We start from the raw sequence: 25,707 nt of genomic DNA on the forward strand, positions 1-25,707 counted from the left end.
GCACCGGCGCCCCGTCCCGCCGGGCACCATGGGGCACGGTCCAGCCACGTCCGACCCCGAGGAGCACCGTGCCCGCCGCACTGACCGACCCGAGGAGGGTCGCCCGCGCCTTCCGCGCCGTCGCCATCGCCGAGGCCGTCTCCTGGGTGCTGTTGCTGGCCGGCATGTTCGTCAAGCGGGTCCTGGACGCCTCCGAGCTGGGCGTGCAGGTGTTCGGCCCGGTCCACGGGGCGGTGTTCGTCGTCTACGTCGCCGTGACCCTCGTGGCCTGGCGGGTGCTCCGCTGGACCCCGGCCACCGGGCTGCTGGCGCTGGCCGCCTCGGTGCCGCCGCTGGTGACGATCTGGTTCGAGCGCTGGGCCCGGCGCACCGGCCGGCTGCCGGTCGACGCCGCCACGCCGGCGCGGGCCGGCTGACCGCCCGATGACCACGCCCGTCCTGCCCGCCACCGCTCGCACGCTGCTGGCCCGCACCGCTCGGGTCCAGCGCGACGGCCGGGCCCCCAGCCTGGTCGCGGGCGTCGTCCGGGACGGCGGGCTGGCCTGGTCGGCCGGTCGTGGAGACGTCGCCGAGCCGCACGCCGACGTGCAGTACCGGCTCGGCTCGATCAGCAAGACGGTGACGGCTCTGGTCGTGCTGCGGCTGCGGGACGAGGGCCGGCTGGGGCTGGACGACCCGCTCGAGGAGCACGTCCCCGGCACGCCGTTCGGTGAGCGCACCGTCGGTCAGCTGCTGTCCCACCTCGCCGGCGCCAGCTCGGAGAGCCCCGGCGGCTGGTGGGAGCGCGTCCCCGGCGGGTCGCTGGCCGAGCTCCGGCTCACCGAGGACGACGTCGTCCTGGGCACCGCACGGCGCTTCCACTACTCGAACCTGGGCTTCGGGCTGCTCGGCGAACTGGTCGCCCGGCACCGCGAGCGGCCCTGGGCCGAGGTGGTGCGGGACGAGGTGCTGCTGCCCCTGGGCATGGACCGCACCACCCCGCGGCCCACCGGCAGGGCGGCGCGCGGCGCGGCGGTGCACCCCTGGGCCGACGTCGTCCTGCCCGAGCCCGAGCACGACGCCGGGGTCATGGCCGCGGCCGGCCAGCTGTGGGCGACGCTGGCCGATCTCGGCAGGTTCGCCGCGTTCCTGCTCGGTGACACCGGCGACGTGCTGTCCCCGGCGACGCTGGAGGAGATGACCGTGCCGGCCGGGATCGACCACTCGGTGTCCGGGTGGTCGGCCTACGGGCTGGGGCTGCAGGTGCTGCGGGTCAACGGGCACACCCTGGTCGGTCACGGCGGCTCGATGCCCGGTTTCCTGGCCGGGGTCTTCGTCGACCGGTCCGAGCAGGCCGGCGCGGTGATGCTGGCCAACACGACCAGCGGGCTCGACCCGCTGGTGCCCGGGTTGCTGGCCGACCTGCGGACCGCCGAGCCCCGGGTCGTCGACGCCTGGGCGCCGTCCCCGCCGCCGGTGCCGCTGGACCTGCTCGGCGTCTGGTTCTGGGGGCCGGCCCCGCTGGTGCTGCGTGCGCAGCCCGGTGGCCTGCTGCACCTGGGGCCGCTGCCGGGCCGGCCCGGCCGGGCGAGCCGGTTCGCCCCGCGCAAGGACGGCACGTGGCTGGGGCTGGACGGCTACTACGCCGGCGAGACGCTGCGGATCGCCCCCGACCACCTGGACGTGGCGACGTTCGTGCTCACCCGCACGCCTTACGACCCCGAGGCCCCGGTGCCCGGCGGGGTCGACGAGCGCGGCTGGACGGTGCCGTAGCGCGAGGGCTCAGTGGCGGTCGAAGGCGTCCATCGTCGTCTTCACGACCACGGCGTAGGCGACGTGCGGCACGAGGTCGCTGAGCCAGGAGCTCGCCGACCAGGTGCGCGGATCGGTGATGCCGAGGACGGTCATCGGGCCGTTGGCGGCCACCAGCACCCCCGCGCTGATCAGTGCGGTGCCCACGGCCGGCTGGGACCGGAACCCGGCCGCACGGGCCAGGCCGACGACGACGCCGGTCCCGACACCGGCGGCCAGCCCGGTCAGGGGGCCGAGCCCGGAGACCCGGTTCTGCCGGGTCTCCTCGTCGCCGGGGATCTGCACGTGCGCCTTGTCGGCCAGCTTCTCCACGGTCTGCTCCGGCGTCGAGCTGCTGCCGCGCCCGCGCACCACCATGTCGAGGTAGGTGACGGCGTTGAGCGCGGTCGTCCCCGCCGCGCCGGCGGCCGCCCCGCGGAGCACCCAGCCCAGCGTGCTGATCCCGCGCCTGCCCTTGCCGATCGTCCCGAACGAGGTCCGCTTCGCCATGGTCGCGCCCCTACCCGGGGTGCGTGGCGGACGAAACGACCTCAGCGCCAGCCCAGCCGGCTGCGGGCCGCCCAGTACTCCCCCGGCTCCTCGGGCTGCACCCAGGTGGCCGGCAGGTCACCCGCCGGGACCTCCACGGTGCGCGCGGCGGCGTTGCTCTCCAGCTGCGCCACCGTCACCGCGCCGGAGAGCACCACGTCGCACCACGGCTGGGCCAGCGCCGCCGCCAGCGCGAGGGCGTCCACCCCGACTCCGCGCGCACGTGCCGCGGTGGCCAGCGGGGAGTCCGGCGCGGTGCCCCGGTCGGTCAGCCGGCCGTTGGCCACGCCCTCCTTGACGACCACCCGGGCGCCGGCGGCCGACGCCTCGGCCAGCGCCGGCCCGGCCGAGGGCTCCAGCAGGTTCCAGGTCGACTGCACGCTGGTGAACAGCGGCGCGCCGTCGACGGTCAGCTCGAGCCCGCGCCGGACGGCGTCGGCCTGGGCGGCCCCGGAGGTGGAGAACCCGAGCTCGACGCCGTCGGCGCGCAGCCGGGCCAGCCGGTGCTGCAGCGGCCGGTCGGTCCACAGCGGGCTGTCGGCGGTCAGCGAGTGCACCTGGTACAGCTGCAGCCACGGGCCCAGCAGTGCCGTCGTCTCCGCCAGCTGCCGCTCGAAGGCGGCCGTCGTGTGCTCCTTCACCTCGTGCACCTCGGCGTCCGGCCGCCAGTCGGCGGTGTAGCGGTAGCCCCACTTGCTCGCCACGAACGGGACGGCCTCGGCGGTGCGCAGCCACGAGGCGAGGAACTCCTCGGCGCGGCCGTAGGACCGCGCGGTGTCCACGTACTCGACGCCCAGGGCGGTCGCGGCGGTGAGCAGCTCGTGGGTGCGCGCCTCGAGGACGGCGGGGGAGCGGTCGGCGGGCAGGTCTGCGTCCCGGCCGAGGGTGAGGTACGCCGGCCGGCCGACGGCGGCCAGGCCGAGACCCAGCTGGGCGGGGGAGTCGTGGGGCACGGGCCCATCCCAGCACCCGGACGGCGGCCGGGGCATCCTGACCGGGTGGACGACGTCGACCGGGTGCTCGAACAGACCATCGGCGCCCTGCTGGACCAGCGCCGTCCCGGTGCCTCGATCTGCCCGTCGGAGGCGGCCCGGGCCGTCGACCCGGAGGGCTGGCGGGACCTGATGCCCGCCGCCCGGGCAGCGGCCGGACGGCTGGCCGGAGCAGGCGCGGTCGAGGTCACCCAGTCCGGCGAGGTGGTCGACGTCGGCACCGCGCGCGGGCCGGTGCGGGTCCGCCGGCCCCGCTGAAACCGCTGTCCCCGCCGGCCGGACGTGGCTGGCGTGCGGTCTCCACCGGCGTACGGGAAGGGGCAGCGTGGCGGTCGACGGACAGGCGTACCGATCGGAGCTCCGGCTCGAGTTCGACCCACCGTCCCCCGCGGCACCCCGGCCGGAGCTCGCCGACGTCGGCAAGCTGGTCCGCCGGGGCATGCGCGCGGTGGTCGGGGCCGCCCGCGCCGAGGACCGGGCGACGCTGTCCGGCCTGCTGCTGGCCCACCTCGGCCAGGCGGGCGCGGAGCTCGACGTCGTCGAGGAGGCCTGGCCGGGCTACGAGCACGTCAACGTCCAGGCCGGGCTGGACACCTGGCTGGCCGGTTCGGGGCGCGCCTGGCAGCTCGTCGGCGTCGTCGGTTTTCAGCACCGGCCGTTCGGCCTGGGCGAGCTGCTGTCGGCGGGGCCGGAGACCCAGGAGCCGTACGGGCCCCGGCCGGGGAACGCGTCCCGGGTCAACCGGGCGGCCGGCCCGGACGGGGAGTCCCGGCCGTGCGTGCGGTGCGGCGTCCACCTGGTGACCGAGGGGTCGGCCCGCACCGCCGTGCTGGTGCGCGGCCCGGAGCCGGAGTCGGGGCTGCCCAACACCACGGTGCAGGTGGTCAGCACCGACCCGGAGCTGGCCGCGCGGGCCGCGACGGAGATCCGCGCCGCCGCGATGGCGCAGAACGTGTTCCGCGGTCAGGTGCTGTCCTTCGGGTCCGACGTGTTCGGCCACGGCCAGACGCTGCTGCAGTTCCACCGCCGGCCGACCCTCGCCGCCGACCAGCTCGTGCTCGCCGCGGACACGCTCGCCGAGGTGCAGCGCCAGGTGGTCGAGGTGGCGCGGCACAAGGAGCAGCTGCTGGCCGCCGGGCAGCACCTCAAGCGCGGCGTGCTGCTGTACGGGCCGCCCGGCGTCGGCAAGACCCACACGGTGCGGTACCTGACCAGCACGCTGATCGGGACGACGGTCCTGCAGCTCACGGGCAACGCCCTGCACCTGATCGCCGAGGCCTGCTCGGTCGCCCGTGCGCTGGCGCCGGCGATGCTGGTCATCGAGGACGTCGACCTGATCGCCGAGGACCGCGGCATGCACCCCGGCCAGCACCCGCTGCTGTTCCAGTTGCTCAACGAGATGGACGGGCTGGCCGAGGACGCCGACGTCGTCTTCGTGCTGACCACCAACCGGGCCGACCTGCTCGAACCGGCGCTGGCGGCCCGGCCGGGGCGGGTGGACCAGGCAGTGGAGCTCCGGCTGCCGGACGCCGAGGCCCGCAGGGCGCTGTTCGAGCTCTACCGGGGCGGACTGGAGGTCGACACCAGCGGGCTGGACGACGTCCTGGCCCGGACCGAGGGGGTGACCGCGTCGTTCCTCAAGGAGCTGTTGCGCCGGGCGGCGTTGCTGGCGGCCCAGCGGACCGCGACCGGGCCGCTGAGCGTGTCCGCCGCCGACCTCTCCGGTGCGCTGGACGAGCTGCTCGACACCCGCAACGCGATGACCCGCACCCTGCTCGGCAGCGCCCCGGGCTGAGGCGCGCCGATCAGGCGCCGCGGCGTCGGGACCGGCGCACCAGCACGGCGGTGAGGAGGACGAGGCCGGCCAAGCCGGCGACCAGCACGCCGACCAGGGGCAGCTGTTCGGGCGGTGGGTCGGTGCCGGCCGAACCGGGCAGCGGGTCGGCCGGCACAGCTGCCGCGCCGAGGTCCCGGATCTCGGTGAGCAGGTCCGGGGTGGCCGGTGCGGTGCCGTCGCAGAGGCCGGCGGTGTACGAGTCGTCCGCCTGCTCCCCGAGCCGGTCGGCGAAGACCAGGAACGGTCCGTCACCGGACAGTTCGAGGCCACAGCTGGCGCCGGAGGCGGCCGAGACGACGCCTTGCCGGGTGTGCACCGTCCCCTTGAACACGGTGTCCACGCTGAACAGGTGCACGGCCGCGTCGGTGCTGCTGCCCCCGCCACGCACCTCGCGGGAGATGAGCTGCCCGGTGAAGACGGCGTCGGCCCGCTCGAACTGCTCGGCGGTGGTCAGTCCGACACAGCTGCAGGCCCGGGCCGGGGACGCCAGGACCCAGCCGGAGAGGACCAGTGCCACGGTGATCAGGAGCACCGGGTTGAACGTCGTCGTCCGGGACATGGCCGGGAGCATGCTCCCGCAGCGTCTCGGTCAGGTCTCGCCGACGGACCGGGCGGGCCGGCTCAGTCCACCTCGGCGACCGGCAGCGACCCGGCGGCGCGTTCCAGCAGCGGGGTCATCCGGTGGTCGACGAACCGGCGCAGGGCCAGGTTCGTGTCCGTGCGCTGGACGCCGGGGATGGCCAGCACCTGTTCGGTGATCCGCCACAGGTCGTCGGCGTCGACCGCGACCACCTGGACCAGCAGGTCGGCGACCCCGGACAGCCCGATGACCTCCAGCACCTCCGGGATCGCGGCCAGCGCCTCGCCGACGTCGGCCAGGCTGCGCTGCACCACCTGCACGGTGACGTAGGCGCCCAGCCGGTAGCCCAGCGCCTCGGGCCGCACCCGCCGTTCGAAGGGGTCCAGGGCGCCGCTGGACTCCAGCCGGCCGAGCCGCGCCTGCACGGTGTTCCGGGCCAGCCCGAGCTGCTGGGAGAGGGCGAGGACGGTGGCCCGCGGGTCCTCGGACAGGGCGAGCAGGAGCCGTGCGTCGGTGGCGTCCAGGGCAGGCACGTTGCTCAGTCTGACAGGCAACGGGGGGCGGTTGGTGGACTTTCTGCGCAACGGCGCTGGAGGTGGTTGCGCAGATCGGTCGGCGAGTGATCTTCTGCACACGCGGTCCGGCGTGCCACCATGTGTGAGTGGCGCCACATCCCCGGCGCCGCGTGGACGTCCAGCGACGGGCGCTCCGGTGACCCCGGGCTCCGCGAGACGGCGAGGAGAGTGGCGTGACCGCGTTGCAGCAGAAGACCACCGAGGTGGTCGACCCCGTACCGGGCGCCGGCGCGCCACACCTGCCGGACCAGCCGGACCTGGTCCAGCTGCTCACCCCGGAGGGCGAGCGGGTCGAGCACCCCGACTACCGCCTGGACATCTCGGACGAGGAGCTGCGCGGCCTCTACCGAGACCTCGCCCTCGTCCGTCGGTGGGACGCCGAGGCGACCGCCCTGCAGCGCCAGGGCGAGCTCGGCATCTGGGCCTCGCTGCTCGGCCAGGAAGCGGCCCAGGTCGGCGCCGGCCGGGCCCTCGCCGAGGGCGACATGGCCTTCCCCACCTACCGGGAGCACGGCGTCGCCTGGACCCGGGGCGTCGACCCGCTGCACGTGATGAGCCTGTTCCGCGGGGTCGACCAGGGCGGCTGGGACCCGGTCGCCCGCAGCTTCAACCTCTACACCGTGGTCATCGGCGCGCAGACCCTGCACGCCACCGGCTACGCCATGGGCCTGCAGCGCGACGGGGCGGAGAACGCGGCGCTGGCCTTCCTCGGCGACGGCGCGACCAGCCAGGGCGAGGTCAACGAGGCGATGATCTGGGCCTCGACGTTCGCCGCACCGGTCGTCTTCTTCTGCCAGAACAACCAGTACGCGATCAGCGCGCCGATCGAGCGGCAGTCCCGGGTCCCGCTGTTCCACCGGGCGGCCGGGTTCGGCTTCCCCGGCGTGCGGGTCGACGGCAACGACGTCCTGGCCGTGCTGGCCGTGACGCGGGCGGCGCTGGCCGCGGCCCGCGAGGGCTCCGGCCCCACCTTCATCGAGGCGTTCACCTACCGGATGGGCGCACACACCACCTCCGACGACCCGACCCGCTACCGGCTGGCCGGCGAGCTGGAGGAGTGGAAGCTGCGCGACCCGATCGCCCGGCTCAAGGCGCACCTGTCCCGCACCGGCATCGCCGGCCCCGAGTTCTTCACCGCGGTCGACGCCGAGGGTGACGAGCTCGCGGCCCGGATCCGGAAGGGCACCGTGGAGATGCCCGACCCGGCAGGCACGGAGATGTTCGACCACGTCTTCGCCGAGCAGACCCCGGAGCTGGCCCAGCAGCGCGAGGAGTTCGTGGCTTACCACGCCTCGTTCGAGGGGGAGCAGTGACCGAGACGCTGACCATCGGCAAGGCGCTCAACCTCGGCCTGCGCAAGGCCATGGAGGACGACGGCAAGGTCGTGCTCATGGGGGAGGACATCGGCAAGCTGGGCGGGGTCTTCCGGATCACCGACGGCCTGCAGAAGGACTTCGGCGAGGCCCGCGTCGTCGACACCCCGCTGGCCGAGGCCGGCATCCTCGGCACCGCGGTCGGCCTGGCGATGCGCGGCTACCGGCCGGTCTGCGAGATCCAGTTCGACGGGTTCGTCTTCCCCGCCTACAACCAGATCGTCACCCAGGTCGCCAAGATCCACGCCCGCTCCCGGGGCAAGCTGCCGATGCCGATCGTCATCCGGATCCCGTTCGGGGGCGGCATCGGCGCGGTCGAGCACCACAGCGAGAGCCCCGAGGCCTACTTCGCGCACACCGCCGGCCTGAAGGTGGTCGCGGTGAGCACCCCGGCCGACGCGTACTGGGGCATCCAGCAGGCGATCGCCGCCCCCGACCCGGTCGTCTTCCTCGAGCCCAAGCGGCGGTACTGGGAGAAGGGCGAGGTCGACACCGACGGCACCCCCGACCCGCTGTTCGGCTCCCGGGTGGTCCGCGGCGGGGACGACGTCACGGTGCTCGCCTACGGGCCGATGGTGAAGACGGCGCTGCAGGCCGCCGACGCCGCCGCCGAGGAGGGCCGCTCGCTGGAGGTCGTCGACCTGCGCACGCTCTCCCCGCTGGACCTCGACCCGGTGTACGAGTCGGTCCGCCGCACCGGCCGCTGCGTGGTCGTGCACGAGGCGCCGGTGACCCTCGGCCTGGGCGCGGAGATCGCCGCCCGGGTGACCGAGCACTGCTTCCACTCGCTGGAGGCCCCGGTGCTGCGCGTGGGCGGGTACGACACCCCGTATCCGCCGTCGAAGATGGAAGAGGACTACCTCCCCGACCTCGACCGCGTGCTCGACGCCGTCGACCGATCGATGGGCTTCTGATGGCCGAGCTGCGCCAGTTCAAGCTGCCCGACGTCGGCGAGGGGCTGACCGAGGGCGAGATCCTGTCCTGGCTGGTCGCCGTGGGCGACACGGTCACCGTCAACCAGCCGCTGTGCGAGGTCGAGACGGCGAAGGCCGCCGTCGAGCTGCCCAGCCCGTTCGCCGGCACGGTGACCGAGCTGCTGTTCGACGCCGGGACGACGGTCGACGTCGGCGCGCCGATCATCACGATCGACGTCGGTGGCGGCGCAGCCCCGGCCGCGGACGCACCGGCAGCCGAGGGCACCGGTTCCGGCCTGATCGGGGAGACCAACGCCAACGGCCGGACGGCGGTGCTGGTCGGCTACGGCCCGCGCAGCACGGAGGCGAAGCGCCGTCCCCGCCGCGGTCAGCCGGTCGAGGCCGCGGCTGCTCGGGCGACCGCACCGCAGGTCCTCCCCGAAGCCGACTACGGCTCCGGAGGCGACCGGCCGCCGTTGCTGGCCACCGCCCCGGACGCGAGGGTCAAGCCGGTCCGGCACGGTGGGCTGGAGGCCGCCCGCGCGGCCGAGGCGGCGGCGGCTCGCCGGCCCGCCGACCCCGCGGCGTCGGCGTCGTCCGACACCGCCGGCCGCGGTGCCCTGCGCCCGCTGGCCAAGCCACCGGTGCGCAAGTACGCCAAGGAGCTCGGCATCGACCTGACCACGGTCCGGGGCACCGGCGAGGGTGGGGTGATCACCCGCGCCGACGTCGACGCCGCGCTGGCGCCGCCGGCCGAGCCCCAGGTCGGCGCGACCGGTGACACCCGGATCCCGATCAAGGGCGTGCGGAAGCACACCGCCGCGGCGATGGTGGCCAGCGCGTTCACCGCGCCCCACGTCACCGAGTTCCTCACCATCGACATGACGCGCACGATGAAGCTGCGCGAGCGCCTGTCCGCGCGGCCGGAGCTGGCCGGGGTGAAGGTCAGCCCGCTGCTGTTCGTGGCCAAGGCGCTGCTGCTGGCGGCGAAGCGGCACCCGATGGTCAACAGCTCCTGGGACGAGGCCGCCCAGGAGATCGTCGTCCACGGCGCGGTGAACCTGGGCATCGCCGCCGCCACCCCGCGGGGCCTGATCGTGCCGAACATCAAGGACGCCGGCCGGCTCTCGCTGGCCGAGCTGGCCGGCGCGCTCAGCGAGCTCACCGAGACCGCCCGGGCCGGGAAGACCCAGCCCGCGGACATGACCGGCGGCACGATCACGATCACGAACGTCGGCGTCTTCGGCGTCGACACCGGCACGCCGATCCTGAACCCCGGCGAGTCGGCGATCCTCGCCTTCGGCGCGGTCCGGGAGATGCCGTGGGTGCACAAGGGCAAGGTCGTGCCCCGGCAGGTCACCCAGCTGGCGCTCTCCTTCGACCACCGCATCGTCGACGGCGAGCTGGGCTCCCGCTTCCTGGCCGACGTGGGGGCGCTGCTGCACGACCCCGGCACCGCCCTTACGTTCTGACCGTGCGCACCCAGCTCGGTCCTCTGCTGTCCTTCGCCGCCGCCTCCCGGGTCCCCGAGGGGTTCGGCTACCTCGGTGACGACGGGCGGGTGCTCGCCGACAAGCCGGTGGAGACCTGGATCAGCGCCCGGATGACGCACGTCTTCGGCCTCGGCGCGCTCGCCGGCGAGCCGGGCGCCGAGGAGCTCGCCGCCCACGGCGTGGCCGCGCTGCGCGAGGGCCCGCTGCACGACGCGGAGCACGGCGGCTGGCGCTCCGCGGTGGGGGCCGGCGCCGACGACGACGGCCGCACCGATGACAGCAAGGCCGCCTACGTGCACGCCTTCGTGGTGCTGGCCGGGTCGACCGCCACCGTGGCCGGCATCGCGGGCGGCCGGGACCTGCTGGAGGAGGCGCTGGGGGTCTGGGAGCAGCGCTTCTGGGACGACGACGAGGGCCTGGCCGCCGAGTCGTTCGACCGCACCTGGGCCACGGGTGAGGACTACCGCGGCGCGAACGCCAACATGCACGGGGTCGAGTCGACCCTCGCGGCGGCCGACGCGCTGGCCCCCACCGACCCGGGCGCGGCGGCCCGGCTGCGGACCCGTGCCCTGCGGGCGACCGAGCGGATCGTGCACGGGTGGGCCCGGGAGCGGGACTGGCGGCTGCCCGAGCACTTCACCGCGTCCTGGGAGCCGCTGCCGGAGTTCAACCGGGACCGGCCGGCCGATCCGTTCCGCCCGTACGGGGTCACCGTCGGGCACCAGTTCGAGTGGGCCCGGCTGTGCCTGCACCTGGCCGCGGCGCTGGGCGAGAACGCCCCCGGCTGGCTGCACGCCGACGCCGACGGGTTGTTCCTGGCCGCCGCCGAGCGGGGCTGGGCGGCCGACGGCCACGAGGGCTTCCCGTACACGCTCGACTGGGACGACCGGCCGGTGGTCGGCGCCCGGATGCACTGGGTGGTCACCGAGGCGATCGCCGCCGCGGCCGTGCGCCACGCCGTGCACGGCGATCCGCAGTCGCTGGCGCTGCAGCACCGGTGGGAGGAGCTGGGCGACCGGCTCTTCCTGGACCCGGCGGTGGGCAGCTGGCACCACGAGCTGACCCCCGAGGGCGCAGTGAGCAGCGGCACCTGGGCGGGCAAGCCGGATGCGTACCACCTGGCACAGATGCTCCTGCTGCCCGGACGCCCGGTGCGGGGCAGCGTCGCCGCCGCCGTCCTCGCCTCGCGCTGACCCGGACCCGGCGTCGAGATCGGGCTGAGGGCTGCCTGGACGGGCGGGAGGCAGCCCTCACCCCGTGGTGATCACCGGAGCCAGGGACTGTCTGGTCACTCCGGGTGTATCGGCCGTGCGCAACCGGGTAGGGGCTGCTGGACGGACGAGATCCCTGAGCAGAGGAGGCTCCCCATGGCGAACGTGGAGAAGTCGATCGACGTGGACGTGCCCATCCGGCAGGTCTACGACCAGTGGACGCAGTTCGAGTCCTTCCCGAAGTTCATGAACGGGGTCGAGCGGATCACCCAGCTCGACGACCGGCACACCCACTGGGTCACCAAGATCGGTGGGGTCGAGCGCGAGTTCGACGCCGAGATCACCGAGCAGCACCCCGACGAGCGGGTGGCCTGGAAGAGCACCGACGGCGAGACCAAGCACGCCGGCGTCGTCACCTTCCACAAGATCAGTGACAACACCACTCGGGTCATGGTCCAGCTGGACTGGGAGCCGCAGGGCCTGGTGGAGAAGGTGGGCGCCGCCGTCGGCGTCGACGACCGGCAGATCAGCGCCGACGTGAAGAAGTTCAAGGAGTTCATCGAGAGCCGCGGCACCGAGACCGGTGCCTGGCGCGGTGACGTCCCCCGCGAGGGCTGACACCGCGACCCGACGGCGCCCGCCTCCTCACCTCGAGGAGGCGGGCGCCGTCGCGTGGGCGGACCTCATCAGATGTGCAGTGCACGACCGGATGGGGCATGGGCTGGTTCATGACGACGACGACCCCGCTGCGCGCACTCGCGCTGACCTGCAGCCTCAAGCCCTCGCCCGCACCCTCCAGCACCGACCTGATGGCCCGCCAGGTGCTCGACGCCCTGGCCGAGCACGGCGTCGAGGGTGAGCTGCTCCGTGTGGTCGACCACGACGTGAAGCCCGGCGTCGAGGTCGACATGGGCGACGGGGACGCCTGGCCGTCGATCCGGGAGAAGATCCTGGCCGCCGACGTCCTGTTGCTGGCCACCCCGACCTGGGTCGGGCACATGAGCAGCGTGGCCCAGCGGGTGGTCGAGCGGCTGGACGCCGAGATCTCCGAGACCGACGACCAGGGGCGTCCGCTGGTGTTCGGCAAGGTCGGCGTCGTCGCCGTCGTGGGCAACGAGGACGGCGCGCACAAGATCAGTGCCGACCTGTTCCAGGCGCTGGACGACGTCGGCTTCACCGTCCCGGCCCAGGGCGCCACGTACTGGAACGGCGAGGCGATGCACGGCACCGACTACCAGGACCTCGACGAGACACCGGAGGCGGTGGCCACGACGACGGCCACCGTGGCCCGCAACGCCGCGCACCTGGCCCGGCTGCTGAAGGCCGCACCCTTCCCGCCGGCCTCCTGAGCCGACGCACCCGCGACGACGACGGCGCCCGTCCCCTCATCGGAGGGGACGGGCGCCGTCGTCGTGCGGTGCTGGGTCTACTCGGCGTCGAGGTCGCTGGCGACCATGTCGGCGATCCGGTCGAGAACCGCCTCGTCGTCGCTGTCGACGACGACCTCGGTGCCCTGCTTGGCGCCGAGCGTCATGATCATCAGCGGCGATCCGGCGTCGACCGCGTTCCCGCCGGGGGTCGCCAGCGTCACCGGCACCCCCGACTTGGAGACGGCCTCGGCGATCAGGGCCGCCGGACGGGCGTGCAGTCCGACGGCGGAGCCGACGGTCACGGTCTTGGAGGGCATCGGTGCCTGCTTTCTGAGGTCGGCGTGCTGGGGGTCAGTGTGCCGGTCCGGCGACGGCCGGGCGCGCCGGGGAGGTGCCCGCGCCGGAGTCCCCGTCCAGGTCAGCGGCGAGGTCGCTGGCCAGCGGCTCTCCCCGCTTGGTCCCGCCGACGCTCTTGGCGAGGGTGACGGCGACGCCGCCGACGACCGCGCCGACGAGGACGGCGAGGAAGAACAGCGCCCAGTTGCTCATCGCGAACCAGACGAAGAACCCGCCGTGCGGAGCCTGCAGCTCCAGGCCGAGGCCGGCGACGATCGCACCGGTGGTCGCGCCACCGAGCATCATCGACGGGATGACCCGCAGCGGGTCGACCGCGGCGAACGGGATGGCGCCCTCGGAGATGAACGAGGCGCCGAGCAGCCAGGCCGCCTTGCCGTTGTCCCGCTCGGCCGCGGTGTACAGCTTCGGCCGGAGGACGGTGCTGGACAGCGCCATCGCCAGCGGCGGCACCATGCCGGCCGCCATGACGGTGGCCATGATGACCAATTGCTGCTGGCCGCCCTCACCGGCGATGGCCGCGGTCAGCCCGGTGGTGGCGAAGACGTAGGCCGCCTTGTTGACCGGGCCGCCCAGGTCGAAGCACATCATCAGGCCGAGGATGATCCCGAGCACGATGCTCGCGGCGCCGGTCAGCCCGTTGAGGAAGTCGCCGAGCCCCTCGAGGGCGGCGGCCAGCGGCTGCCCCAGCACGACGACCATCAGCCCGCTGGAGATGAACGTGGCCAGGAGCGGGATGATCACGACCGGCTGCAGCCCGCGGGCGAAGGCCGGCAGCTTCCAGCGGCTGATCCACAGTGCGGCGAAGCCGGCGATGATGCCGCCCACCAGGCCGCCGAGGAAGCCGGCACCGACGGTGAGCGAGACCGCACCCACGACGAAGCCGGGCACGATGCCGGGCCGGTCGGCGATCGCGTAGGCGATGTACCCGGCCAGGGCGGGGACCAGGAACCCGAAGGCGGCCTGGCCGAGCACGGTGCACAGGGCGCCGAGGTAGCCCCAGAACCCGTCGTTGAGCCCCTCGAGCGGTTCGGCGGACGGCAGGTTGAGGAAGTTGTAGTTCAGCGCCCAGTTCAGCGCGTAGCTCTGCGCACCGTCGGTGTCCGGGTCGACGTTGACGATCTGGTAGCCGCCGAAGAGGAAGCCCAGTGCGATCAGCAGCCCGCCCGCGGCGACGAACGGGATCATGTAGCTGACGCCGGTGAGCAGCCAGCGCCGGATCTCCGCGCCGGTGCTGGGTCGGTCGCTGTTGCCGGTGGCGGCCGCTGCCCCGGATGCAGCGGCGCCCGGCACCCGGCGGGCGTTCGGGTCGTCGGCGGCGGCGAGCGCCTCGCGGATCATCACCTCGGGCTCGTTCATCGCCCGCTTGGTCCCGGACTGCACCAGCGGCTTGCCGGCGAAGCGCTCGCGGTCCTTGACCCCGACGTCGACGGCGAAGATGACGGCGGCGGCCTGGCTGATCACCGACGGGTCCAGCGGGGTCGAGCCCGAGGAGCCCTGGGTCTCCACGTGCAGCTCGACGCCCATCTCCTTCGCCGCGGCGGTGAGCTTGTCGGCGGCCATGTAGGTGTGCGCGATGCCGGTGGGGCAGGCGCTGACCGCGACGACGCTGCGGGTGCCCGCCGGGGCGGGCTCTGCCGCCGGGGCGGGCGCCGACGCGGCGGCCGTGGTCGCGCCGCCGGTGGTCTGCGGGGCCGGTGCCTCCGGTGGGGAGACGACGTCCTGGACCAGGCCGACGACCTCCTCGGCGCTGCCGGCCGCCCGCAGCGAGGCCACGAACTCCGGGCGGACGAGCGCCCGCGCCAGCGCGGTGAGCAGCGTCAGGTGGTCGGCGTCGCCGTGTTCGGGGGCCGCGATGAGGAAGGCGAGGTCGGCCGGGCCGTCGGGCGCGCCGAAGTCCACCTTCGGGTCCAGCCGGGCGAAGGCCAGCGACGCCTGGGTCACCGCGGCCGAGCGGCAGTGCGGGATCGCGATGCCACCGGGCAGCCCGGTGGCGGCCTTCGCCTCCCGGGCCATCGCATCGGCGTGCAGGTCGTCGGCACCGGTGGCCCGGCCGCTGGCGGCGACCAGACCGGCCAGCTGACGGACGACGGATCCCTTGTCGTGACCGAGGTCGGCGTCGAGCGCCACCAGTTCGGTCGTGATGAGTGCGGACATGGTGCGTCTCCCGGGTGTTCTCAGCGGGCGCCGGCGGCCGGGGCGGCCTCGGCGGGAGTCGGGTGACCGGGCAGTCCGGCGGTGACGGTGACCCCGGCGGGGTCGACCTGGGCGGGCGTCGGCACGGCGGAGCCGGGCAGCGCGGCGCTGGCGGCGCCGTAGGCCACCGCCGACCGCAGCCGGTCGGCCGGTGCGGCACCGGCGAGGTCGGCCAGCAGGTACCCGGCGAGGCTGCAGTCGCCGGCGCCGACCGTGCTGCGGACGGTGACCCGCGGCGGGCGGGCCGACCAGAGCCCCCCGTCGGCGGTGGAGAGCAGTGCACCGTCGGCACCGAGGGTCAGCAGCACCTCGGCCACGCCCCGCCGGTGGAGGGCGGCGACCGCGGCCAGCGCGGCCTCGGGGTCGCTGGTCACCGCCTCCTCGGGCAGGCCGGCCAGCTGGGCCAGCTCCTCGGTGTTGGGCTTGAGCAGGTCGGGGACCGAGTCCGGGCCGGCGGCCAGCAGGGCCAGCAGTGGGTCCTCGGAGGTGTCGACGGCGATCCGGGCGCCCGTGCTGCGGAGCGCGCGGACCAGGGTGGCGTACCAGTCGCGGGGCGCCCCCGGGGGCAGCGAGCCCGACAGCACGACCCAGTCGGCGGTGCGGGCGTGGTCGAGCAGGGCACGCTGCAGCGCCTCGAGCGCCGGCTCGTCCAGCCGGGCGCCGGGCTCGTTGAGCTTGGTGGTCGTCCCGTCGGGCTCGGTGAGGGTGTAGTTCGTGCGCACCGGGCTGTCGATGGGCACGCTCGCCAGGGTCAGGCCGAGCTCCCGCAGGGTCCGCACGATCAGGTCGTCGTCGGCGGCCGGGAGCACCGAGACGACCTCGGCCCCGGCCGCGGCCACGGCGCGGGAGACGTTGACGCCCTTGCCGCCGGGTTCGGTGTGGCTGGCGCCCAGCCGGGTCACCGCCCCGCGGTCCAGCGGGCCGGGCAGGTCCAGTGTCCGGTCCAGGCTCGGGTTGGCGGTCAGCGTGACCACCCGTCCAGCCGGTGCGGAATCCGTCCTCATGCGACGAGCACCTCGATCCCCTGTGACTCGAGCTCGGCGACGACGGCCGGGTCGGCCTCGTCATCGGTGACCAGGACGTCGACGTCCTCGATGGCCGCGAAACGCACGAGGTGCTCGCGGCCCAGCTTGCTGCTGTCGCCGAGCACCACGACCCGCTGCCCGGCGCGCGCCATCGCGCGCTTGACCGTGGCCTCGGCATCGTCGGGGGTGGAGAAGCCGTACCCCGCGCTGATCCCGTTGGTGCCCAGGAAGACGATGTCGGCCCGCAGGTCGGTGAGCGCGGCGACGGTGGACTCGCCGACCGCGGACTGGGTGATCCCGCGGACCCGCCCGCCGAGCACGTGCAGGGTGATGCCGGGGGAACCGGAGAGCCGGGCGGCGATCGGCACCGAGTTGGTGGCGGCGACCAGCGAGCGGTCGCCGGGCAGCAGCTCGGCCAGGGCTGCCGTCGAGCTGCCGCCGTCCAGGATGAGACTGCCGTTGGCGGGCGGGAGCAGTGCCAGCGCCGCGGTCGCGATCCGGCGCTTGGCCTCGGTGCGGGTGCCGCGTCGCACCCCGAGGGCGGGCTCCACCGCCGTCAGCGTCCCGATCGGCACGGCGCCGCCGTGCACCCGGCGGAGCATCCCGGCGCGCTCGAGGAGGGCCAGGTCGCGGCGGACCGTCTCCGTGGTCACCCCGAAGTGCTCGGCGACGGCGGTCACCGCGACCCGGCCGCGCTGGGTCACCAGGCCGGCGATCGCCTGCTGACGCTCCTCCGCGTACATGCCCACCCCCGGCTGATGATCCGTCGCCACGAACGATCGATGCCCGATCGTGTGGCTATGACGTTGCTTTCATGTTGTTCTACGTGGGTTCAGTTGACAAGTCAAGGCTCCGCGGTGACTCTGGTCACCGGATGCACCATTGTCGTTGCGTCGCCACCCCAGTCATCTACGACGGAGCTCGCCGGCGGTAGGCACCCCGCCCGGCGCGAGCAGACAGTGAGGTCCCGATGTCCACCACGCCGACCGGAACCCGGATCTCCCCGGACGCCCTGACGGGGCCGGCCGTCTTCACCGGGACGCCGGTGGTCCCCGGCGTGGCCGCCGGCCCGGTCGTGCGTCCGGTCGGGTCCGTCCAGCTGCCGCCCGCCGAGGGTCCGGTCGTCCCGGAGCAGCAGCGCGGAGCCGAGAAGGAACGGTTCACCACGGCGGCCGACGCGGTGGCCGCGCGGCTGGCCTCCCGGGCTTCGGCGGCGACCGGGGTGAGCGCCGAGGTGCTGAACACCACGGCCCAGCTCGCCCGCGACCGGGGGCTGCTGTCGGCCGTGGAGCAGCGCATCGGCGACGGCTCCTCCGCCGAGGCCGCCACGGTGGGCGCCGCAGCCCAGTTCGTCGACCTGTTCGTCAGCCTGGGCGGCGTGATGGCCGAGCGGGCCACCGACGTCCGCGACGTCCGGGACCGGATCGTCGCCGAGCTGACCGGCCAGGGGGAGCCGGGGGTCCCCGCGCCGGAGACGCCGTCGGTGCTGCTGGCCGACGACCTCGCCCCGGCCGACACCGCCGGCCTGGACCCCGCCCGGATCATCGCGCTGGCCACCCGGCTGGGCGGCGCCACGAGCCACACCGCGATCATCGCCCGCCAGCTCGGCCTGCCGTGCGTGGTGGGCGTCGGCGGGCTCTCCGACGTCCCCGAGGGGTCGTTCGTGCTCGTCGACGGCGAGCAGGGCACCGTCACCGTCGACCCCGACCCGGAGGAGGCCCGGACCCGGGTCGCCGCCGCCCAGGAGGCCGCTGCGGCGCTCGCCGGGTACCGGGGCCCGGGCACGACCCGCGACGGACACCTCGTCCAGGTGCTGGCCAACGTGCAGGACGGCGCCGGGGCGCGGGCCGCTGCGGCGGCACACGCCGAGGGGGTCGGCCTGCTCCGCACCGAGCTCGCCTTCTTCGGCCGCACCGAGGAGCCGACGGTCGAGGAGCAGGCGGAGATCTACGCAGGCGTCCTCGAGGCCTTCCCTGGCGGGAAGGTGGTGCTCCGCACGCTGGACGCCGGCTCGGACAAGCCGCTGCCGTTCGCCACGCCGCCGAACGAGGCCAACCCGGCCCTCGGCGTCCGAGGGCTGCGCACCGCCCGCCGCGACCCCGGCCTGCTCACCCACCAGCTGGACGCGGTCGCCCAGGCGGCGAGCCGCACCGGCGCCGAGCCGTGGGTGATGGCCCCGATGGTGGCCACCGTGGCCGAGGCGGCGGAGTTCGCCGCCCAGGTGCGGGAGCGGGGCATGGTGCCGGGCGTCATGGTGGAGGTGCCCTCGGTCGCCGTGCTCGCCGACCGGTTCCTGGAGCACCTGGACTTCCTGTCGATCGGCACCAACGACCTGTCGCAGTACACGCTCGCCGCCGACCGGCTCTCCGCCGACCTGGCCGACCTGACCGACCCGTGGCAGCCCGCGCTGCTCGCGCTGGTGCAGGCGACCGCGGCTGCCGGTCAGCGCACCGGGAAGCCCGTGGGTGTCTGCGGCGAGGCGGCCGCCGACCCGATGCTGGCGTGCGTGCTGGTGGGCATGGGGATCACCTCGCTGTCCTGTGCCGCCTCGTCGGTGGCCGGGGTGGGGGCACGGCTGGCGACGGTGGACCTGGCGACGTGTCAGCGGGCAGCCGAGGCCGCCCTCGCCGCGGCCGACCCGCAGTCCGCGCGCGCCGCGGTGCGTGAGGTGCTCGCCGCCGGCTGATCAGGGTCCAGCTCAGCGCCCCGTCGGTCCGCAACGGACCGGCGGGGCGCTGTCGTCTCCGGGTGAGGGCGCTCACTCAGCAGAGGTGACCGACTGCACTCCGTCGGTGCTGGACAAGTGGCGTCCGGGTGAAGGATCCATGGCCAGCACCCCCTTCGGGTGAAGATTCCATCGGAACCTTCAGCGACACGGCCTTGGATCCGTTGGAATAGATGTCGCCTTGCCTGGTTTAATACAGGCGTAACACCCACTCAGGACCCCCGGAAGAAGGCAGTGACATGAGCAGCGTGACCTCCAGCTGGCGTCAGCGTCGGCAGGCGTCGCGTACGCGGCGGGCAGTGGATGCCGCCGTCGCCCGCACCAGCAGCCCCGCGATGCGCGACGAGCTGCTGACCCTGGCCAACAGCAGCCAGTTCAACAACGTCCTGCGCTGAACACCCCCCGCTCTCGACGACGAGGGCGGACGCAGGCACGCACCGTGACCCCGGACTCCCCATGGGAGCCGGGGTCCTCTGCTGTGTGGGGCGCTCAGCGAGCCGGTCGGTGAGGCTCTTGCGGCGTCGTCGATGCTCTCGCGGGGCTGCACGGCCGCCAGGGCGTGCACGAGTGCGCAAGAGCCGCGCCGGGCCCTGGGCGGGCCCCTAGTCGCGGAGGCGGGACCGCAGGGCTGCCTGCTCGTCGGCGCCGAAGCCGTGCTGCTCCAGCCAGCCGACCGGGCCGCCCCAGCGCTCGTCGAGGACCTCCAGCACCCGGCGCATCGACTCCGCCCGCGGGGTGTGGCTGGCGACGTCGCGCCGGGTCATGTCCTCGGCGTAGGTGGGGCTGCTGGCCAGTTTGGCGACGAGTGCGTCGATGATCTCGGCGGTCTGCGCGTAGTCGGCGACGATCGCCTCCGGCGTCACCCCGGCCACCGCGAGCGCCAGAGCGCAGACCACGCCGGTCCGGTCCTTGCCCGCGGCGCAGTGCACCACCGCCGCGCCGGGGCCGCCGGCGGCCAGTGACCGGACCGCGGCCAGCACGTTGTCGGTGCCGTCGGACAGGTAGCCGAGGTAGGACCGGACGGCGGGCGGCTCGCCCTCGTCCCCGGGCGCGACCTGTCGGGGGAGCAGCGACTCCGCCCAGTCGGCCGGCAGCTGCGCCCGGATCTCCTCGTCGCTCTCCTCGGCGGCGAAGACGTCCGTGCGCATCCCCCGCTCGGGCAGCAGGGTGAAGTGCCGGTGGGTGACCGTCTCGACGTCGCGCAGCGGGCTGCGGCCCTCCAGCAGGATCTCGGCGGTGGTCCGCAGGTCGACGACCTCGGTCAGCCCCACCTCCTCGATCAGCGCGGAGACGTCGGCCTCGCTGAGGGTCTGCAGGTTGTCGCTGCGCAGCACCCGACCGAACTGCGTCGTCCCGCCGTCGGTGGTGGGCAGCCCGCCCAGGTCACGGGTGTTCGTCGTCCCGTCCAGGTGCAGCCAGCGGTCGGTGCGGGTGCCAGTCACGTCCCCGACGGTAGAGGGTCGCCGGCCCGCAGGCAGCCCGTTCCCGGTGGCCCGCCCCATGGACTGCCGCAGCCTCCCGTCCTACCGTCGCAGCATGGCCAGCAAGGACCTGCGGTGCCGGCTGGGGCTCCACGCCCACGTGTCCGCGCACCCGGTCGAGGAGCAGGTGCGCGGCCCGGCGCAGAAGGTGTGCCGCCGGTGCGGGAAACGTGCGGGGTCGCCGACCGAGGACGTCCCGCCCCCGTTCCTCGGCTGACCGCGAGAGGGCCCGTCAGTCGCCGAGCAGGGCGTCGCAGACGGCCAGCAGCCGCGCCCGCAGCATCGCGCCGCGGTCGGCGAAGGCTCGCTGGGCGGCGCCGTACTCGGCCTTGCCCTCCGGCGTCTCGACCGCCACCGGGGCGTACCCGTGGCTGGTGAGGTCGTAGGGCGAGGCGCGCATGTCCAGCTCGCGGACGTCGGTGGCCAGCGCGAAGCAGTCGGCCAGGAGCTCGCCGGGCACGGCGGGGCTGAGCTTGTAGGCCCACTTGTAGAGGTCCATCGTGGCGTGCAGGCAGCCCGGCTGCTCCAGCTGCTGCTGGGTCTCCCGGGTCGGCGTCAGGGTGTTCCGCGGGGCGCCGGCCCGGGTGAAGAACCGGAACGCGTCGATGTGGCTGCACTGCACGCGGTGCGACTCGACGACGGCGTCGGTGCCGGCCTGCCCCAGCCGCAGCGGCAGCTGCTCGTGCCGCACCTCGCCCTCGGCGGGCCGGTAGAGCATCGCCCACTCGTGCATCCCGAAGCAGCCGAACTGGCCCGGCCGGCCGGCCGTCCCGCGCAGCAGACCCTCGACCCAGCCGACCGAGGACCGCCGCTTGGCCAGGAACGCCGGCACGTCGAGCCCGACCCCGCGCACCGGCTCCCCGACGGCGTCCAGGGCGTCGACGTCGGTGTAGAACGGCCAGCCCAGCCGCTCGGCGGCGGCTGCCCCGGTCAGGACGACGCCGACCCCGGAGTGCCACCGGCGCAGCCGGCCCGGCGTCTCGGAGTAGTAGGTGAAGAGGAAGTCCAGCACCGGGTGCGCGACCCCGGAACGGCGGCGCTCCTGGTGGGGCACCAGCCAGGTGTCCATCCGCTGCTGGTGGGCCGCCGCCCTGGCCGCCCACTCCACCTCCGGCAGCACCGTCGGTGCAGGGGAGAACAGCGGGAGCACCGGCCCAGGGTAGGCGCGCGCACCACGGACCCCTGACACCTGTCACCGCCCGGCCGTGCACCGGCGGAGAGAAGTCGTGCACCCAGGCACCTGTGCCGGCCGCTGTCCGGCGGCAACGTGAGGGGTGCGTCCGACAGACCGGCCCGACGGCGGCCGGCGGCGCACGAGGAGGTCGACCGTGCACCCCAGCGCCCCACCAGTGTCCGCGCCCGTCGAGGCCGCTCCCGCGATCGAGGTACGGGACCTGCGGCGCAGCTACGGCGACTTCGAGGCGGTGCGGGGCATCTCCTTCGAGGTCCAGCCGGGCGAGGTCTTCGCCCTGCTCGGCGTCAACGGGGCCGGCAAGACCTCGGCGCTGGAGGTGCTCGAGGGGCTCGCACCGCCCGGCGGTGGCAGCGTCCGGGTGCTGGGTGCCGACCCGGTGCGCGACCGGGCCCGGGTGCGGCCGCACCTGGGCGTGCTCCTGCAGTTCAGCGGCCTGCCCGGCGACCTCACCGTCGCCGAGAGCCTGCACACCTGGGCCGGCACGCTCACCGACCCCCGGCCGGTGCCCGAGGCGCTGGCGCAGGTGCAGTTGGCCCACCGGGCCGACGTCCGGGTGCGCAGCCTCTCCGGCGGCGAGCGTCGGCGGCTGGACCTCGCGCTGGCCCTGCTCGGCCGGCCGCGGGTGGTGGTGCTGGACGAACCGACCACCGGCCTGGACCCGGAGAGCCGGCGGCAGGTCTGGGGCCTCGTCCGCGACCTGGTCGCAGACGGGGCCGCCGTGGTGCTCACCACCCACCACCTGGAGGAGGCCGAGGAGCTGGCCGACCGGGTGGCCGTGCTGCGGGCCGGGCAGATCGTGCTCTCCGGCACCAAGGAGGAGATCGCCGAGACCCAGCCGGCCACCATCCGCTTCACCCTCGACGAGGACGCGCCCGTGCTGCCCCAGGTGGCCGGGGTGCAGGTGGTCGCGCAGCGGCCCCGGGTCGAGTGGCACACCCGGGCCCTCCAGCCGGTGCTGGCCGAGCTGCTCGCCTGGGCGGCCGAGCACCACGTCGTCCTCCGGGCGCTGGAGGCCCGGGCCGCCTCACTGGAGCAGGCCTTCCTCGCCGTGGCCGCCGAGGCCCACACCCCGTCCGCGTGACCCACCCAGCCGAGAGGACCTCGACCATGAGCACCACCCTCGCCCCCGCTCCGTCCACCCCGTCGGCGCCCGCCCGGCTGCGCCGCGTCGCCGCCCTGGCCCGCGGCGAGCTGCGGTTGTTCCTGCGCAACCGGACCGCCGTGGCCAACTCGGGCCTGCTGCCACTGCTGCTGGTGGCCGCGGTCCCAGCGCTGGGCATCGACGGCGAGCTGCCCCTGGGGCCGCGGCTGCTGGTCGCCGCCGTCGGCGTGACCCTGGTCTTCGTCACCTACTACAACCTGGTGATCACGTTCGTCGCTCGACGCGAGGAGATGGTGCTGCAGCGCATGCGCACCGGGGAGCTGACCGGGCTGGAGGTGCTCGTCGGCACCGCCGTCCCCACCCTGCTGGTCACGCTCGCCCAGGTCGCGCTGGTCGCCGTCGGCGTGGTGGTGCTGGGGGAGTGGAGCGCGCCGGTCGAGTTCCTGCTCCCGGTGATCGCGCTGCTCGGCGGTGCGCTGCTGATGACCGTGCTCGCGGCGGCGAGCACCAGCTTCACCCGTTCGGCCGAGAGCGCCCAGGTCACCACCCTGCCGCTGGTCGTCGTGACCTCGGCGCTGTCCGGCCTGCTCACCCCGCTCAGCGTCTTCCCCGAGCCGGTTGCCCTGGTGGCCCGGCTGATGCCGGTCACCCCGGTGGTCGAGCTGCTGCAGCTCGGGCTGGCCGGCGTCACCTGGGACGGCGAGAGCGTGGACGCCGCGGGCGCCTGGGGGGCCGCGCCGCTGCCGCTGGCTGTGCTGGCCGGCTGGCTGGTGATCGGTACGGTGGCCGCCACCCGGGGATTCCGGTGGGCACCGCGCCGGTGAGCAGTGGGCCGGTGAACGGTGCGCGGACCGGCCGGTACGGCAGCATGACCGCCGTGCCGACCGTCTCGCGCTGGTGGAGCAGCCGGACGGCGCCCCAGCGGATCGACCTGTACACGCGGTGGTCGTTCTACGGGTGGATCGGCGGCGGGCTGCCGCTGTTCACCTTCGCCGTTCTGGGCTCGGTGGCGGAGGTGGTCTCCCGGGCCGCGGTCGTCGCCTTCCTCGTCGGCACGGCGATCACCACCGTCCTCGCAGTCGTGCTGGCCGCACGCGGACTGAAGGCACACCGGGTCGGTCGGGGAGTCTCGACGGTCCTCGTCGCGGCTGCCTTCGCGGCCGCCCTGGCCACCGGGGCCGCCGGGCTCTGGGCGAGCGCGGGAGACGGGGAGTACACCGAGGGGGCGCCGTGGGCGCTGGCGCTGCCCCTCGGCATGGTGCTCACCGCCTGCTCGACGGTCTGGGCCACCCGCCGGCTGGTACCCCCGGCCGCGGTGATCGGGGTGCTGGGCGGCGGGGTCGCCGCCTTCGTCGAGGGGGCGCCGCTGGGTCCGTCGGCCGCGCTGGGCGCCCTCCTGGGCGTCACTGTCTGTGCCGTCGTCCTGGCCTGGCGGTTCTCGGTCTGGGTGCTCGACGTGGTCCTGGAGATGGAACGCACCCGCGGCGTGCAGCTGCAGCTGGCGGTGGCCGAGGAGAGGTTGCGGTTCTCCCGCGACCTGCACGACGTCATGGGCCGCAACCTCTCCGCGATCGCGGTCAAGAGCCAGCTGGCCGGGGAGCTCGTGCGCCGGTCCCGCCCGGAGGCGGCCGACGAGGTCGCCGACATCAGCCGACTCGCCGAGGAGTCGCTGAAGGAGGTCCGGGAGGTGGTCCGTGGCTACCGCCGGACCGACCTCACCGGCGAGCTCGCCGGAGCCCGCTCCGTGCTGCGCGCGGCCGGCGTGGGCTGCACGGTGCGGGGTGAGGACGGCGCCGGCACCCTGCCCGAGCCCGTGCAGGCTGCGCTGGGCTGGGTGGTGCTGGAGGCGGTCACCAACGTGCTGCGGCACAGCGAGGCCGGTCAGTGCACGATCGCGCTGGAGCGAGGGAACGGGGAGGTGCGGTTGACCGTGAGCAACGACGGGGTGTCCGGCGAGGCGGCCACGGGGAACGGGCTCACCGGCCTCCGGGAGCGGCTGAGCGGCGCCGGTGGGACGCTGCGCGCCGGCCGGGACGGCGACCGGTTCACCGTCACCGCCACGGTGCCCACCGGCGGTGCGGCGTGATCCGGGTGCTGCTCGCCGACGACGAGAACCTGGTCCGCTCCGCCTTCGCCGCCCTGCTCGGCCTGGAGGACGACCTCGAGGTGGTCGCCCAGGCCTCCTCGGGCGCCGAGGCGCTGGCGATGGCCCGGGCGCACACGCCGGACGTCGCCGTCCTGGACCTGCAGATGCCCGACCGGGACGGGATCAGCGTGGCCGGCGAGCTCGCCACGCTGCTGCCCGGCTGCGGGTCGGTGATCGTCACCGGCCACGGACGGCCGGGGCACCTCAAGCGCGCCCTGGAGGCGGGGGTCCGCGGGTTCCTGCCGAAGACGGTCAGCGCCGCCGTGCTCAGCGACGTCGTGCGCACCGTGCACCGCGGCGGGCGCTACGTCGACCCGGAGCTGGCCGCCGAGGCGATCAGCGCCGGGGACAGCCCGTTGACGCCGCGCGAGGCCGACGTCCTGGAGCTGGCCGCCGGGGGCGCACCCGTCGAGGAGATCGCCGTCCGGGCCCACCTGTCGCCGGGGACGGTGCGCAACCACCTGTCGGCGGCCTCGGCCAAGCTCGGAGCGCCGAACCGGCACGCCGCCGTGGAGACGGCGCGCCGGCACGGCTGGATCTGAAAGGGCCCCCTTGCCCCCCACTGCTCGCAAGCTCGCAGCGGGACCCTGCAAGGGGGCCGGGGGGGCAGGGGGCGTTCCCTCAGTCGTTGCCGGGGCGGGCGACGGAGTCCTCGCGCTGGGCGGCGTCGTCGGTGAGCAGGACGGTGTCCTTCTCGCCCCCGTCCCCGCGGTCGTGCCCGGGGGTGCCGTCGACCAGGTCGCCCTCGGGGTCGGAGGTCGCCGGGGAGTCGTGGTAGCCGCTGCTGGTGGGTTCGGTCATGGGGTGCCTCTCGATCAG

At 74.7% G+C, this 25,707-nt stretch carries 28 protein-coding genes; 17 read left to right on the forward strand and 11 right to left on the reverse strand.

The annotated features are described in order from the left end of the window. Window positions 1-68 precede the first annotated feature (68 nt). Window positions 69-416 (forward strand): DUF3817 domain-containing protein, encoded by a 348-nt coding sequence (locus O2W20_RS02755; protein ID WP_269170223.1) that lies wholly within the window; start codon window positions 69-71, stop codon window positions 414-416. Between the two features lie 7 nt (window positions 417-423). Beyond that, window positions 424-1,752: a serine hydrolase domain-containing protein gene (locus O2W20_RS02760; protein WP_269170224.1), complete on the forward strand. Its 1,329-nt coding sequence runs from the start codon at window positions 424-426 to the stop codon at window positions 1,750-1,752. Window positions 1,753-1,761: 9 nt separating this feature from the next. On the opposite strand, the gene O2W20_RS02765 is transcribed toward O2W20_RS02760, so the two are convergent. Together O2W20_RS02765 and O2W20_RS02770 are read right to left on the reverse strand one after the other, a co-directional pair. Next, entirely contained in the window at window positions 1,762-2,280 is a 519-nt protein-coding gene (locus O2W20_RS02765) for a hypothetical protein (RefSeq protein WP_269170225.1), read from the reverse strand. A gap of 41 nt (window positions 2,281-2,321) precedes the next feature. Then, on the reverse strand, window positions 2,322-3,272 hold the full coding sequence (locus O2W20_RS02770) for an aldo/keto reductase (protein ID WP_269170226.1): 951 nt from the start codon (window positions 3,270-3,272) through the stop codon (window positions 2,322-2,324). A 45-nt stretch (window positions 3,273-3,317) separates the two neighbouring features. Here O2W20_RS02770 and O2W20_RS02775 point away from each other — a divergent pair, with 45 nt between their 5' ends. Both O2W20_RS02775 and O2W20_RS02780 read left to right on the forward strand, forming a co-directional pair. Further along, window positions 3,318-3,569 carry a DUF3253 domain-containing protein gene (locus tag O2W20_RS02775; RefSeq protein WP_269170227.1) on the forward strand — a complete coding sequence of 84 codons (252 nt, stop codon included), beginning with the start codon at window positions 3,318-3,320 and terminating at the stop codon, window positions 3,567-3,569. A 67-nt stretch (window positions 3,570-3,636) separates the two neighbouring features. Next, window positions 3,637-5,106, forward strand: a complete 1,470-nt coding sequence (locus tag O2W20_RS02780) for an AAA family ATPase (protein ID WP_269170228.1) — start codon at window positions 3,637-3,639, stop codon at window positions 5,104-5,106. A 10-nt stretch (window positions 5,107-5,116) separates the two neighbouring features. Here O2W20_RS02780 and O2W20_RS02785 read toward each other — a convergent pair whose 3' ends face one another. Further along, window positions 5,117-5,707 (reverse strand): hypothetical protein, encoded by a 591-nt coding sequence (locus O2W20_RS02785; RefSeq protein WP_269170229.1) that lies wholly within the window; start codon window positions 5,705-5,707, stop codon window positions 5,117-5,119. Window positions 5,708-5,769: 62 nt separating this feature from the next. Further along, window positions 5,770-6,261, reverse strand: coding sequence for an Lrp/AsnC family transcriptional regulator (locus O2W20_RS02790; RefSeq protein ID WP_269170230.1), 492 nt, complete (start codon window positions 6,259-6,261; stop codon window positions 5,770-5,772). A gap of 215 nt (window positions 6,262-6,476) precedes the next feature. Here O2W20_RS02790 and pdhA point away from each other — a divergent pair, with 215 nt between their 5' ends. The 6 genes from pdhA (at window position 6,477) to O2W20_RS02820 (ending at window position 12,643) form a co-directional block, all read left to right on the forward strand. Then, a complete protein-coding gene (pdhA, locus tag O2W20_RS02795; RefSeq protein ID WP_269170231.1) occupies window positions 6,477-7,616 on the forward strand; it encodes a pyruvate dehydrogenase (acetyl-transferring) E1 component subunit alpha in 1,140 nt (379 codons plus the stop codon). Beyond that, on the forward strand, window positions 7,613-8,590 hold the full coding sequence (locus tag O2W20_RS02800) for an alpha-ketoacid dehydrogenase subunit beta (RefSeq protein WP_269170232.1): 978 nt from the start codon (window positions 7,613-7,615) through the stop codon (window positions 8,588-8,590). The genes pdhA and O2W20_RS02800 overlap by 4 nt, the downstream gene beginning before the upstream one ends. Then, on the forward strand, window positions 8,590-10,062 hold the full coding sequence (locus tag O2W20_RS02805; RefSeq protein WP_269170233.1) for a dihydrolipoamide acetyltransferase family protein: 1,473 nt from the start codon (window positions 8,590-8,592) through the stop codon (window positions 10,060-10,062). The genes O2W20_RS02800 and O2W20_RS02805 overlap by 1 nt, the downstream gene beginning before the upstream one ends. A gap of 2 nt (window positions 10,063-10,064) precedes the next feature. Next, window positions 10,065-11,276 carry an AGE family epimerase/isomerase gene (locus tag O2W20_RS02810; RefSeq protein ID WP_269170234.1) on the forward strand — a complete coding sequence of 404 codons (1,212 nt, stop codon included), beginning with the start codon at window positions 10,065-10,067 and terminating at the stop codon, window positions 11,274-11,276. 174 nt (window positions 11,277-11,450) lie between these two features. Beyond that, window positions 11,451-11,912 carry an SRPBCC family protein gene (locus O2W20_RS02815; protein WP_269170235.1) on the forward strand — a complete coding sequence of 154 codons (462 nt, stop codon included), beginning with the start codon at window positions 11,451-11,453 and terminating at the stop codon, window positions 11,910-11,912. Between the two features lie 98 nt (window positions 11,913-12,010). Beyond that, window positions 12,011-12,643 carry a flavodoxin family protein gene (locus O2W20_RS02820; RefSeq protein WP_269170236.1) on the forward strand — a complete coding sequence of 211 codons (633 nt, stop codon included), beginning with the start codon at window positions 12,011-12,013 and terminating at the stop codon, window positions 12,641-12,643. Window positions 12,644-12,720: 77 nt separating this feature from the next. Here the strand turns inward: O2W20_RS02820 and O2W20_RS02825 are convergent, their stop codons facing one another. Genes O2W20_RS02825 through O2W20_RS02840 form a run of 4 tightly spaced genes read right to left on the reverse strand, consistent with a single transcriptional unit; the run spans window position 12,721 to window position 17,012 of the window. Then, a complete protein-coding gene (locus tag O2W20_RS02825; RefSeq protein WP_269170237.1) occupies window positions 12,721-12,981 on the reverse strand; it encodes an HPr family phosphocarrier protein in 261 nt (86 codons plus the stop codon). Window positions 12,982-13,015: 34 nt separating this feature from the next. Further along, a complete protein-coding gene (locus tag O2W20_RS02830) occupies window positions 13,016-15,175 on the reverse strand; it encodes a PTS fructose transporter subunit IIABC (protein WP_269170238.1) in 2,160 nt (719 codons plus the stop codon). A gap of 20 nt (window positions 15,176-15,195) precedes the next feature. Then, window positions 15,196-16,218: a 1-phosphofructokinase family hexose kinase gene (locus O2W20_RS02835; protein ID WP_269170239.1), complete on the reverse strand. Its 1,023-nt coding sequence runs from the start codon at window positions 16,216-16,218 to the stop codon at window positions 15,196-15,198. Then, complete coding sequence (locus O2W20_RS02840; protein WP_269170240.1) at window positions 16,215-17,012, reverse strand: DeoR/GlpR family DNA-binding transcription regulator; 798 nt, start codon at window positions 17,010-17,012, stop codon at window positions 16,215-16,217. The genes O2W20_RS02835 and O2W20_RS02840 overlap by 4 nt, the downstream gene beginning before the upstream one ends. A gap of 197 nt (window positions 17,013-17,209) precedes the next feature. Between O2W20_RS02840 and O2W20_RS02845 the strand changes: the two genes are divergently transcribed. Both O2W20_RS02845 and O2W20_RS02850 read left to right on the forward strand, forming a co-directional pair. Beyond that, window positions 17,210-18,925 carry a phosphoenolpyruvate--protein phosphotransferase gene (locus tag O2W20_RS02845; RefSeq protein WP_269170241.1) on the forward strand — a complete coding sequence of 572 codons (1,716 nt, stop codon included), beginning with the start codon at window positions 17,210-17,212 and terminating at the stop codon, window positions 18,923-18,925. Window positions 18,926-19,203: 278 nt separating this feature from the next. Next, the gene (locus tag O2W20_RS02850) at window positions 19,204-19,359 is read left to right on the forward strand and encodes a hypothetical protein (protein ID WP_156119173.1); all 156 of its coding nucleotides are present in this window, start codon (window positions 19,204-19,206) and stop codon (window positions 19,357-19,359) included. 207 nt (window positions 19,360-19,566) lie between these two features. Here the strand turns inward: O2W20_RS02850 and O2W20_RS02855 are convergent, their stop codons facing one another. Continuing rightward, complete coding sequence (locus O2W20_RS02855) at window positions 19,567-20,406, reverse strand: tyrosine-protein phosphatase (protein WP_269170242.1); 840 nt, start codon at window positions 20,404-20,406, stop codon at window positions 19,567-19,569. 94 nt (window positions 20,407-20,500) lie between these two features. Between O2W20_RS02855 and O2W20_RS02860 the strand changes: the two genes are divergently transcribed. Further along, a complete protein-coding gene (locus O2W20_RS02860; protein ID WP_269170243.1) occupies window positions 20,501-20,662 on the forward strand; it encodes a hypothetical protein in 162 nt (53 codons plus the stop codon). Between the two features lie 15 nt (window positions 20,663-20,677). On the opposite strand, the gene O2W20_RS02865 is transcribed toward O2W20_RS02860, so the two are convergent. Then, a complete protein-coding gene (locus O2W20_RS02865; RefSeq protein WP_269170244.1) occupies window positions 20,678-21,595 on the reverse strand; it encodes a 3-methyladenine DNA glycosylase in 918 nt (305 codons plus the stop codon). A 178-nt stretch (window positions 21,596-21,773) separates the two neighbouring features. On the opposite strand from O2W20_RS02865, the gene O2W20_RS02870 reads away from it, so the two are divergent. The 4 genes from O2W20_RS02870 to O2W20_RS02885 are packed head-to-tail and all read left to right on the forward strand — an operon-like array spanning window position 21,774 to window position 25,430. After that, entirely contained in the window at window positions 21,774-22,721 is a 948-nt protein-coding gene (locus tag O2W20_RS02870) for an ABC transporter ATP-binding protein (protein WP_269170245.1), read from the forward strand. A 26-nt stretch (window positions 22,722-22,747) separates the two neighbouring features. After that, window positions 22,748-23,566: an ABC transporter permease gene (locus O2W20_RS02875; RefSeq protein WP_269170246.1), complete on the forward strand. Its 819-nt coding sequence runs from the start codon at window positions 22,748-22,750 to the stop codon at window positions 23,564-23,566. Between the two features lie 11 nt (window positions 23,567-23,577). Then, complete coding sequence (locus O2W20_RS02880; protein ID WP_269170247.1) at window positions 23,578-24,828, forward strand: sensor histidine kinase; 1,251 nt, start codon at window positions 23,578-23,580, stop codon at window positions 24,826-24,828. Further along, entirely contained in the window at window positions 24,825-25,430 is a 606-nt protein-coding gene (locus O2W20_RS02885; RefSeq protein ID WP_269170248.1) for a response regulator transcription factor, read from the forward strand. The genes O2W20_RS02880 and O2W20_RS02885 overlap by 4 nt, the downstream gene beginning before the upstream one ends. A 79-nt stretch (window positions 25,431-25,509) precedes the next feature. Here the strand turns inward: O2W20_RS02885 and O2W20_RS02890 are convergent, their stop codons facing one another. Beyond that, entirely contained in the window at window positions 25,510-25,689 is a 180-nt protein-coding gene (locus O2W20_RS02890) for a hypothetical protein (protein ID WP_222194542.1), read from the reverse strand. Window positions 25,690-25,707 lie beyond the last annotated feature (18 nt).

It is taken from the genome of Modestobacter sp. VKM Ac-2982, from assembly GCF_026967935.1.
Classification (GTDB): domain Bacteria; phylum Actinomycetota; class Actinomycetes; order Mycobacteriales; family Geodermatophilaceae; genus Modestobacter.